This window comes from Listeria sp. ILCC792 (assembly GCF_900186135.1).
GTDB classification, from domain to species: Bacteria; Bacillota; Bacilli; order Lactobacillales; family Listeriaceae; genus Listeria; species Listeria goaensis.
On the sequence record NZ_FYBO01000014.1, the window covers coordinates 33,105 to 44,235 of the forward strand.

The 11,131-nt window shown below is 38.7% G+C and carries 12 protein-coding genes and 1 riboswitch; of the genes, 9 read left to right on the top strand and 3 right to left on the bottom strand.

From position 1 onward, the window contains the following. Positions 1-72 precede the first annotated feature (72 nt). On the bottom strand, positions 73-381 hold the full coding sequence (locus CFS60_RS12610) for a hypothetical protein (RefSeq protein ID WP_088809877.1): 309 nt from the start codon (positions 379-381) through the stop codon (positions 73-75). A 114-nt stretch (positions 382-495) separates the two neighbouring features. Between CFS60_RS12610 and CFS60_RS12615 the strand changes: the two genes are divergently transcribed. From CFS60_RS12615 to asnB, 4 genes are all read left to right on the top strand, one after another. Beyond that, positions 496-882 (top strand): thiol-disulfide oxidoreductase DCC family protein, encoded by a 387-nt coding sequence (locus CFS60_RS12615; RefSeq protein ID WP_088809878.1) that lies wholly within the window; start codon positions 496-498, stop codon positions 880-882. After that, on the top strand, positions 879-1,175 hold the full coding sequence (locus tag CFS60_RS12620; protein WP_244169947.1) for a DUF3116 family protein: 297 nt from the start codon (positions 879-881) through the stop codon (positions 1,173-1,175). Before CFS60_RS12615 ends, CFS60_RS12620 begins: the two co-directional genes overlap by 4 nt. Before the next feature lie 49 nt (positions 1,176-1,224). Beyond that, a riboswitch (SAM riboswitch) is annotated at positions 1,225-1,328 on the top strand. Between the two features lie 107 nt (positions 1,329-1,435). Further along, entirely contained in the window at positions 1,436-2,647 is a 1,212-nt protein-coding gene (gene metK, locus CFS60_RS12625) for a methionine adenosyltransferase (protein ID WP_088809879.1), read from the top strand. A 131-nt stretch (positions 2,648-2,778) separates the two neighbouring features. Further along, the gene (asnB, locus tag CFS60_RS12630; RefSeq protein WP_088839325.1) at positions 2,779-4,644 is read left to right on the top strand and encodes an asparagine synthase (glutamine-hydrolyzing); all 1,866 of its coding nucleotides are present in this window, start codon (positions 2,779-2,781) and stop codon (positions 4,642-4,644) included. Between the two features lie 19 nt (positions 4,645-4,663). On the opposite strand, the gene CFS60_RS12635 is transcribed toward asnB, so the two are convergent. Continuing rightward, on the bottom strand, positions 4,664-5,236 hold the full coding sequence (locus CFS60_RS12635) for a class I SAM-dependent methyltransferase (RefSeq protein WP_088809881.1): 573 nt from the start codon (positions 5,234-5,236) through the stop codon (positions 4,664-4,666). Beyond that, the gene (locus tag CFS60_RS12640; protein WP_088839326.1) at positions 5,233-6,189 is read right to left on the bottom strand and encodes a TIGR01212 family radical SAM protein; all 957 of its coding nucleotides are present in this window, start codon (positions 6,187-6,189) and stop codon (positions 5,233-5,235) included. Before CFS60_RS12640 ends, CFS60_RS12635 begins: the two co-directional genes overlap by 4 nt. A 136-nt stretch (positions 6,190-6,325) precedes the next feature. Between CFS60_RS12640 and CFS60_RS12645 the strand changes: the two genes are divergently transcribed. From CFS60_RS12645 to CFS60_RS12665, 5 genes are all read left to right on the top strand, one after another. Then, positions 6,326-7,726: an amino acid permease gene (locus CFS60_RS12645; RefSeq protein ID WP_088839327.1), complete on the top strand. Its 1,401-nt coding sequence runs from the start codon at positions 6,326-6,328 to the stop codon at positions 7,724-7,726. A gap of 127 nt (positions 7,727-7,853) precedes the next feature. After that, positions 7,854-8,369 (top strand): hypothetical protein, encoded by a 516-nt coding sequence (locus tag CFS60_RS12650; RefSeq protein ID WP_088839328.1) that lies wholly within the window; start codon positions 7,854-7,856, stop codon positions 8,367-8,369. 43 nt (positions 8,370-8,412) lie between these two features. Continuing rightward, positions 8,413-9,315 carry a hypothetical protein gene (locus CFS60_RS12655; protein ID WP_088839329.1) on the top strand — a complete coding sequence of 301 codons (903 nt, stop codon included), beginning with the start codon at positions 8,413-8,415 and terminating at the stop codon, positions 9,313-9,315. Further along, the gene (locus CFS60_RS12660; protein WP_088839330.1) at positions 9,312-9,908 is read left to right on the top strand and encodes an ATP-binding cassette domain-containing protein; all 597 of its coding nucleotides are present in this window, start codon (positions 9,312-9,314) and stop codon (positions 9,906-9,908) included. The genes CFS60_RS12655 and CFS60_RS12660 overlap by 4 nt, the downstream gene beginning before the upstream one ends. After that, entirely contained in the window at positions 9,901-11,094 is a 1,194-nt protein-coding gene (locus CFS60_RS12665) for an ABC transporter permease (RefSeq protein ID WP_088839331.1), read from the top strand. The genes CFS60_RS12660 and CFS60_RS12665 overlap by 8 nt, the downstream gene beginning before the upstream one ends. Positions 11,095-11,131 lie beyond the last annotated feature (37 nt).

Consider the following 11,131-nt stretch of genomic DNA (forward strand, 5'->3'; position numbering starts at 1 on the left):
TAAACGAAAAGTGTAACATCTTAAATTGTATTAAAATATTACATGACACTAAAAAAACCGGTTATGCTAGATTTAAGCATGACCGGTTTTTTTAGTTGCCTTTTTCTTAGGCGTATTTGATTTTCTTTTAATGAGTGAAATAAGGCTGATGATGAGGGAAATGACGTATTCGCCAAAGCTTGCTAAGAATAATGCAATTGCAATTTCGGTTTGTTTCATACCACCACCATAAAAGCTGATAAAAAATATGATGCCACTGGCTACTAAACCTACCGTCGCCAAAAAGTACTTAAACCAGCGCCATTTCACAATGAATTCAAATAAAAGCAGAGCCGCAACAAAGCCTGCAAAAATAATTAAAGTTAGTGGAATTAATGTCATGTTTCTTCTCCTTATCGTTAATTTCGAATATATTTTTCTAATTTTAACCATTCTATCATACCACAGGTTTAAAAATATGATAAGGGGAAAGAAAAATACTAGGAGGTTTTGTCGATGAAAGATATCGTTTTTTATGATGGAAATTGCGAATTTTGCAAGGAAGTCAAACGAATAATGATGAAATTAGACAAAAAAGGCCAGCTAAAATGGCAGCCGCTTCAAACATACAAAGGGAGCTATTTTTCAGCAAGTGAACTACACGAACAGTTGCATGTTATAAGCGAAAATGGGCGTATTTATCGCGGCTTTTATGCCGTACGCAAAATCCTCATGCGCTTACCTTATTGGAAATGGCTAGCTGTAGCCTTATATCTTCCGGGAATTCCTTTTTTTGGCAGAAAAATATATCGCTTAATTGCGCGAAAACGTGGTAGAATAATGTATTATATTAGAAAATATCTGCCGCATAAAAATGTGAAGTGTTTGAAGAGGGAAGCGTGAATAGTTTGGAAATGCCATTTAATTTAGCCTTTAAAATTATTGAAAACGTCTATAAAAGTGAATCGAACATTCATGAACTTGTCAACGATCGTTCAAAATCAGGTAGGATGAATTTGCCAAGTAAAACGGATTTTTTATGGACGATTTACCAACTAGAAGAAGCCGGATATGTTTTTCGCTACCACAGCAACCACGGCATCCGTTACAGCAGAACAGAAAAAGGCGATTTATTATATGAAAAGTACAAGGATGTGCCACCAAATGAATGGCCGGAATTTTTAACAGTAAATTAGGGTTGCAACGGTATGTTCCGTATGTTATTCTAAAAAAGAACGAAATCAACTCTTATCCAGAGCGGTAGAGGGACTGGCCCTTTGAAGCCCAGCAACCTACACTTTTTGTTGTAAGGTGCTAACCTGAGCAGGAGAAATCCTGACCGATGAGAGCGAAGGTACGAACTTTCAAGCCTTTTCTCTATGCCTGTCTATGTAGAGAATAGGGCTTTTTTTCTTGCCATACGCGGATGGAAGAGATTAAAAGGAGGAACTATCAAATGACTGAAAATCGTCATTTATTCACGTCAGAATCTGTTTCTGACGGGCACCCAGATAAAATTGCAGACCAAATTTCTGATGCAATTTTAGACGCTATTATCGCAAAAGATCCAGATGCGCGTGTCGCTTGTGAAACGACCGTGACAACTGGACTCGTTCTTGTAGCAGGTGAGATTACAACATCTGTTTATGTGGACATCCCGAAAATTGTTAGACAAACGATTAAGGAAATCGGCTATACGCGTGCTAAATATGGTTTTGATGCAGAAACATGTGCCGTTTTAACAGCAATTGATGAGCAGTCGCCTGACATTGCGCAGGGCGTTGATGAATCTTTGGAATCGCGAAACGGAGAAAAGGAAACAGATTTACTTGCGACTGGTGCCGGCGATCAAGGCTTGATGTTCGGTTTTGCGACGGATGAAACAGAGGATTTAATGCCGCTACCGATTCATTTAGCGCATGCGTTATCACGAAAAATTGCTGAGTTAAGGAAATCCAAAACGCTTGATTATTTGCGCCCTGATGCCAAAACACAGGTGACTGTAGAATATGATGAAAACAACCAGCCTGTGCGCATCGACACGATTGTCATTTCTACGCAACATCATCCTGAGATTTCAAATGACACGATACGTGAGGACATGCTTAAAAAAGTCATTCATGCGGTCATCGAGGAAAACTTGTTAGACGCGGAAACAAAATATTTCATTAACCCGACAGGTCGGTTTGTTATTGGCGGCCCGCAAGGCGATGCGGGGCTCACTGGGCGGAAAATTATCGTAGACACTTACGGCGGTTATGCAAGGCACGGCGGCGGCGCTTTCTCCGGTAAAGATCCGACCAAAGTTGACCGTTCCGGTGCCTATGCAGCCCGTTATGTGGCTAAAAATATTGTAGCAGCTGGACTGGCGAAAAAGGTAGAAGTACAGTTAGCCTACGCAATTGGCGTCGCACACCCAGTTTCGATTTCTATTGAGACCTACGGAACAAGTGACTATTCTGAAAAAGATTTAATTGCAGCTGTACGTGCCAATTTTGATTTGCGTCCCGCGGGGATTATTAAAATGCTTGACTTGCAACGCCCAATTTACCGGCAGACAGCAGCATTTGGACATTTTGGACGTTCTGATTTAAACTTGCCGTGGGAGGAAACAAATAAAGTAACCGACTTAAAGGCTTTCTTAAATCAACTTGCAAGTAAACTATAATTTCGAAACGCTGCTTCTTTTAGCGGCGTTTTTTTATTATTGAAACTGTGCAAATCGTCGTGCTTTATGATATGATAGACGTTGTGTAATTGAGAAATCAAATGAAATTTAAAATAGAGGAGAATGTCAGAATGTGTGGATTTGTAGGATGCGTTCATGACCGCATTGCTGAAATTACTGGTGAAGAAAAACAAACGTTTATAGAAATGAATGATATGATTACCCATCGTGGACCTGATGATGAAGGATACTATACCGATGAGCACGTTCAGTTCGGGTTTAGACGTTTAAGTATTATTGATGTGGAAAACGGTCACCAACCGTTAACGTACGAAAACGAACGTTATTGGATTATCTTTAACGGAGAAGTTTATAATTATGTGGAACTTCGTGCATCACTTAAAGCAGACGGCTTATCGTTTGAAACCGAAAGTGATACAGAAGTTATCATCGCTACATATGCGAAATATAAAGAGAAGACTGCCGAAAAACTGCGCGGAATGTTTGGCTTTGTCATTTGGGATAAAGTGGAAAATACCGTTTACGGCGCGCGTGATCCATTCGGAATTAAGCCATTCTTTTATGCAGAAGAAAACGGCAAACTTTATATGGGTTCGGAGAAAAAATCGATTTTACACGCACTGAAAAATAAAAAATTAGATGAAGTTTCCTTACAAAATTATATGACGTATCAATTTGTGCCAGAACCTGACACACTTACGACGGAAGTCAAACGTCTACTACCAGGACATTATTTTACTAAAAAAATAGGGGAAGAAATGCAGTTTACGCAGTATTTCAAACCTGAATTTGCAGCCGTTTCTAAGTCCGAGGACACGTTTATTAAAGAAATCCGCGATGTCATGTACGACTCTGTCAAAATGCACATGCGCTCTGATGTGCCCGTCGGTTCATTTCTTTCTGGTGGAATTGACTCCTCGATTATTGCGGCGATTGCGAAAGAATACCACCCAGCGATTAAAACATTCTCGGTCGGATTTGAACGAGATGGCTTTAGCGAAATTGATGTTGCAAAGGAAACAGCAGATAAACTTGGCGTAGAAAACATTAGCTATGTGATTACACCGCAAGAATACATGGACGAACTGCCGAAAATTGTTTGGCATATGGATGACCCACTTGCCGATCCAGCGGCGATTCCGCTTTACTTCTTATCACGTGAAGCGCGCAAACAAGTAACCGTAGCACTTTCAGGCGAAGGCGCAGACGAATTGTTCGGCGGTTATAACATTTACAACGAACCGAATTCACTTTCCATGTTCAACAAAATGCCCGGCGTTTTCAAATCGATGCTTGGCGGCGTTGCTAAAGTGATGCCAGAAGGAATGCGAGGTAAAAGCTTCCTAGAACGCGGCACAACGCCAATGGAAGAACGTTATATCGGCAATGCGAAGATGTTTACCGAAGCTGAAAAACGCATTTTACTGCCCGGCTACATCGAAGGCCACGATTATACGAACATCACTAAACCGTTCTATGATGAAACGAAACACTACGGACCAGTCGAACGGATGCAATACATCGACATGCACACATGGCTTCGCGGCGATATTTTGCTAAAAGCTGACCGCATGACGATGGCGAATTCACTTGAAGTGCGCGTTCCTTTCTTGGATAAAGAAGTGTTTAACGTTGCGAAACAAATTCCCGCATCGCTTAAGACGACAAACGGAACGACGAAATATATTTTACGTAAAGCGGCAGAGACTTTTGTTCCCGCACACGTTTTAAATCGTCGTAAACTAGGATTCCCGGTTCCAATTCGCCACTGGCTAAAAGAGGAAATGAATGAGTGGGTTAAAACGATTATTCATGAATCGGGAACGGGGCATTTAATTAACAAAGAGTACGTGTTACAACTGCTTGATGATCATTGCGCAGGGAAACATGATTACAGCCGTAAAATTTGGACGGTCATCATCTTCATGATTTGGTATTCCATTTATATTGAAGAAAAGTATGATTTTAATAAATAAATGAAAAAGAGAGTGGAAATTAATTTTTCCGCTCTCTTTTTTCAATCGCAACAACAAATGGTGGATTGTTTTGTTGATTGATGAAACCGTATCTGAGAACGTGGAAGTCCTTTTGTGGCAAAGATTCAGCGTAATTTAGAACGGCTTTTTTTTCGGTTTTTCCAGCGTCATGACCGCGGTAGATGACTAAAATGACAATGCCACCGGGAAGAAGTTTCGCTAGCGCTTGCTCGATGCTTGAGATTGTTGTTTCGCTTAGCGTTGTAATGGACTTGTTGCCACCTGGTAGGTAGCCAAGATTATAGATAGCAGCTTTAATTGGTACGGGGACGCAATTTTCGATTTCCGCATGGCTTTTTTGAAATAGTTTTACTTGCGCGGAACAATTTGCTTCGGTGAGTCTAGTAGCAGTATTTTGGACGGCTTCGTTTTGAATATCAAACGCGTACACGCACCCATTTGTGCCGACTAATTCAGCGAGGAAAAGTGTGTCGTGCCCGTTGCCGCAAGTCGCGTCAATCACTGCGTCACCGGGGAAAATAATCTTTTTCAGTAAACCGTGACTGAAGGGAAGAATCCCGTCTAAATTCATGCTTTTACCCCCGAAAAATGTTTTCCTTGATAGCTGTTTCGAAAGACGAGCTCTTGATCAATGGCGTTTAACACCTCAAACTTGTTCAGACTCCACATGGGGCCAATCAAATCGCTAACGCCGCCGTCACCCGTGATGCGGTGAATAACCATCTCTTTTGGCAAAAGCTCAAGTTGGTCACAAACGAGCTTTACATAGTCTTCTTGCGACAAAAATTTCAAGTCGCCACGCTTATAATCCAGAACCATCGGCGTGCCTTTTAGAAGGTGGAGGAGGTGGATTTTAATACCTTCAACGCCGCTTTCCGCTACTTTTTGTGCAGTTTCAAGCATCATTTCTGGTGTTTCTTTTGGAAGCCCATTAATGATGTGCGTACAAACGCGAATGCCTTTTGCGTGTAGTTTGGCGACACCTTCCAAATAAGTCTCATAATCATGAGCGCGATTGATGAGTTTCCCCGTTTCATCGTGCGCCGACTGAAGACCAAGCTCAACCCATAAATAGGTGCGTTCATTTAATTCCGCCAAATATTCCACCACATCGTCTGGCAAACAGTCTGGGCGCGTCGCAATCGAAAGCCCAACAACACCTTCCTCGTTCATAACCGTTTCATACTTTTCGCGTAAAACGGAGACGGGCGCATGGGTATTTGTAAAGGCTTGGAAGAAAGCAATATATTTGCCGTCTTTCCATTTATGATGCATTTTACTCCGCACCTCATTGAATTGTGTTTTCAAGTCAAAATTGCGGTCGCCAGCAAAATCGCCAGAACCAGCAGCGCTACAAAATGTGCAACCACCGCGCGCGACTGTGCCATCACGATTCGGGCAATCGAAGCCACCGTCAAGTGCTACTTTAAAAATTTTCATGCCAAATTGTTCGCGGAGACAATAATTCCACGTATGGTACCGCTTGTTGTCGCGGCTATAAGGAAAGGGATTTACTTGTGTCACAATACTTCTACTCCTTTTTGTTCAATGTGTTTAGTTTACCACAAATAGTTGACGCATAAAATAAAGTTTGCTATATTTAGTTATACTTTCTCTTGGTAACGTGATAATAGGTTAAATTGAAAAAGGAGTTACAAATATGTCGCAAAAAAAGAAAATGGGCTTTTTTATTTTAACAGCCCTCGTCATCGGAAATATGATTGGTTCAGGCATCTTTATGCTTCCACGCCAAATGGCAGAAGTCGCAAGTCCGCTCGCAATTTTGCTGGCGTGGTCGATTACGGGACTTGGCGTTTTAATGATCGCCCTTGTCTTCGGAAATTTAGCGGTCAGAAGACCAGACTTAACAAGCGGGGCGCAGAGCCATGCCTACGCCTTATTTAAAAATCAAAACGCGAAACAAATGGCCGGCTTCATCGCCGTTTGGAGTTATTGGGTAGCAAACTGGGCAGGGAACGTGTCGATTATCACTTCATTTGCCGGCTACTTATCCGTGTTTTTTCCAATATTAAACAGCACTGATACTTTGGTTCAAATCGGAGGCTTCAAGCTAGCAGAAGGTCAGCTCGTGACATTTTTCGTATGTTCCGTCTTACTTTGGGGCGTAGCATTCATCATTTCACGCGGCGTAAGTGCAGCTGGAAAAATCAATTTAATCGCCACCATCGCCAAAGTCATTGGCTTCTTTTTATTCATCATCGTTGCCGTCTTCGCCTTCCAGTCCGCCAAAATGGGCGCATTTTATCACCCCGTTTATGATGCAAATGGCCTTGAAAACGGACTTCTATCACAAGTTAACAAAGCCGCAATTGTGACGCTCTGGGCGTTTATCGGCATTGAATCCGCGATGATGTTTGCAGGTCGTGCCAAATCAGGCCGTACTATTCAAGCAGCGACGATTTCAGGTTTGGTGATTTCCGTCTTGCTGTATATCTCCATCTCGGTTTTAACTCTCGGACTCATTCCAAAAGAGCAGTTACTCGGGAGCGCGAGCCCGCTTGCAGATGCGCTCAATTCGGTCATTGGCAGTGGTGGTTCCGCCGTCATGGCTGTTCTAGCGCTCATTTGCCTGTTCGGCTCCACAATTGGCTGGATTATGCTTAGTTCCGAAGCCCCGCATCAGGCTGCAAAAAATGGACTTTTCCTCCCTTATTTGAAAAAGGTAAATCAAAACGGCACACCAGTGCGCGCGCTCGTTTTAACGTGTTTAGCGTCACAATTATTCATTTTATCAACGCTATCAGGCAGCATCGCCGTCGCGTACGATTTCGTCGTAAAAGTTTCCACGCTGGCCTTTCTCGTGCAGTATTTCATTTCACCGATTTTCCAATTGAAACTCGTGTTAACCGGTTCAGGCTACGAGCATTCGGCGCGCACAAAACGTGTCACAGATGGTGTAATCGCGCTACTCGCTCTAATTTATAGCGCATGGATCATTAAAAGCGGCACGGAAAATCTAATCGTATTCGGCCTCAGTCTGAGCTTGTTCCTACTCGGCTTCATACTTTATCCTTTAATGAAAAAAGGGCAAACTAGATAAATCTTTTGAGAATATAAGAAATAGGCTATTTTGTATAAAAATATACACAATTTGCTTAATTTCATTCTTTGTGGTATGGTAACGAAGTAGGGCTAATTGCTTATACTATAAAAAAAGGGGTACTAGAATGAAAAATAAAATAACAACAATGATTTTTTTAACAACACTATTAATTGCGTTAATAGCCCCAACCACAGCAAAAGCTGCTACTGACGCAACGTCTTATTCTATTCCAGGGAAGAAAGGGAAAATAACATCTAATGTTTGGCGTAGTAATTACCCAAGTACTTCTGGAAATACGGGAAAGTATAGTTATCAAGTTTCCGCTGTTTATAGTGGTTCAAAAAAGGTGACTGAAATTAAAACGACTTTTAGAACAGGGGCATCACTTCGAAATAGTGCGAGTCTAAATATTGGGACATCTTCTGGAGGAGCAAGTGCTGGCGCTAGTAGTAGTTGGCAAACTGTTTCGAAAACAGCCTACTGGATAAATAAAAATGGATCGAAAACATCTAGTTGGAGGTCGAATGCTACTTTTGCACCATATAGAGATTACAGAAAGAATACGGTTTTTGTTATGAATACAGCTCGTGTCAAACTATCTGGTGATCAAAAACCTTATGAGATAACAGCTTCTATTTAAAAGTATTAGCCCTACAAAAAAACAACAAATATAGGAGAACATAATGTTAAAGAAAATAGCTTTTTTAATGTTTCTACTTGCAGTTTTGACCATCTCTGGATGTTCTAAAAACCAAAATGATGAAGTAAACAACAGTAATGAGGTCAATAAAAATATTAAACTCGTATACGACGGAGCGAAGCTAATTAAATTTGATATGTCTGAAGAGTCAGCTTTAGAACCATGGGATTTGCGTAGTAATCAGTTTCAATATACGTTCTTTAAATCAGCTAAATATATCACTTCAGGAAATTCAATATCAAATAATTTTGAAATCCTAAAAAAAGCTGGTGATTCTTACAGTAGTATATATCATTTAAAGAGTGATAAAGAAGCTCTTTTTCCTTTAGCAAGCATCGGGGATGAGCACTTATTTATTGTTGTTAAATATTTGGATGATACAAATGAGCTTGTTGATTTACTGGAAATTGATCGGTCCGGGAAAATTAAAAAAATGAATTTAGAATTAAGTGATAAGGCTAAAAAAGTTTTTTCGGGAATTTCGACCGATAACGGGGATATTTATACACTACTTCATGAAAATAAAATGGCAAATCTATACAAAACAAATAAAATGTTATCTGAATTTAATTTAATTGCAACTGATGTAGATGAGAATTCCCTTAGTACAAATAAAGAAGAAATTGTTTATACGAAAAAGAATTATTTGTATAGTGGTACAAAACAAATAAAAAAATTAGCCGAAGGAACAACCACAGCAAAGATTATTTCAGATACATATCTCTTGCAAGTAATGGCAGATGGAGAATTTATAGTAGAAGACTTATCTACAAACAACATTTTATTGAGCTACAATGACTATTTAGGCTATCAAGAAAATAATGATAAAATAAGTTTTTTTACATCAGATAATGTATATGAATTAGGCGGGAGACAGAACAAATGATAAAATTAGTGGATGTCAAAAAAAAGTTTCGTGAATCTGGTTTAGAAAACGTGTCATTTAAGCTACCTAATCAAGGTTTGTATATTTTATATGGCAAAAGTGGCAGTGGAAAAACGACTATATTGAATTTACTAGCATCGCTTGATAAACCAGATTCAGGTGATGTTATTATGAGTAATCATAAGTCTACATATATGATGCAAACAGATATGCTTTTCTATAATTTGACTGTAAAAGAAAATCTACTTATTAAACTTAATGTAACAACAATAGATAAGAAAAATTATGAGCATGACTTATTAAATTTGTGCATACTGCTGGGAATTGAAAGTCTACTAAACGAGCAAGTAGCGGTTCTCTCAGGAGGAGAAAAACAAAGAGTAGCATTTGCACGAACAATGTTAGGTGAATCCGATGTAATACTTTTAGATGAACCAACTTCTGAACTTGATTTGAGTAACAAGAATCAAATTATGGAATATCTTAAAAAAATATCTCAAAAAAAATTAGTTATTATTGCTAGCCATGATAATGAAATTAAAAACTTTGCGGATAAAGTAATCCTCATGAAGGACGGTCGAGTAGATGAATAGAAAACTAGTTGTGCGTTTATTTAGAAAGAAAACGTATCAATCTTTAAAATTATCACAAATTGTATTTGTTTTTTCTCTCTTGATTATAAGCTGTATATTGCTGTACTTAGCGAACCAATATTTTCAAATCAATAGAGATTATTTAAAGAATAACAATGTTAAGGTTATTGAAATCTTGAGTAAGAATCAAAACAATATTACTGAAGAAGCTGTAAGAAGCGATGTAGACGAAATAAATGAAGTTTTCAAAGAGAAAAAAATAAAACAAAAAGGTACTGCCTATCCGGTATATGGTTTGAAAATAGGAATAGATGTATCAGGAGATGAAAAACCTGTTTTTGTAACTGGGATAGATGAAAAATTGGATTTCTTAATTGGCAAAAAAATTGATTTGAAAAATGGTACTATGGCTGTTGAAAAGGCGGAAAATGCAACGCTAGAGTTACAAGTGCCAATCATTGAAGAAAAAAATGGTGGCCTAAGTTCTAATGATTCTCGAGCACTAAAATACAAAGCTCTTCAGGGAGCTAAATCTGATAATTCTTTATTCATTAACTCGACTCCCTTTAATCGGTCATATGTTAATTTGGATGAATTTGATAGGCTATTAAAAGTTATCTATGCTAAAAGTGAAAATGATATGGCCTATAATAAAGAACAAAATTTAGAAAAAATTATTGTTTATGTAAATGATGCAACAGACGTAGATCAAATGGGAGAAGTCCTAAAAAACATGGGTTATAATACAAGTTATGCGTTTAGTAATTTTTCTAACTTTACAAACAATCTAAGGGCAGGAGAAATATTATTGTTCATTATAGGCAGCATTATTTTGATAGCTTCAATTGTGAGTATCATTTTCCTAACTTTTAACTTTTTAAATTCGAATAAAAAAGAAATGTCTATCTTGAAACTAATGGAATATAAGAATAATATTATTTCGCATATCTACTTAGATATTATTAGTCGAAATTATGGAATTGGCTTGATTGTGAGCTCTGTCATATTTATTATGCTGTCACTATTACCACTTTTTGTAGTGCCAAGCTTCGTTGTAATAAGTATTATTGCAGTTGATATTTATATATATGGATTGATAATTATGATTGTGTATTGGGGTAAAATTAAGAGATTAGCTAATACAGACTTACTTGTTTTGATGAAGAAGGATAGAGAATTTGATTGAAAAGGAGCCTTGCCAAAAGCGTGAAAATCAGCTACAA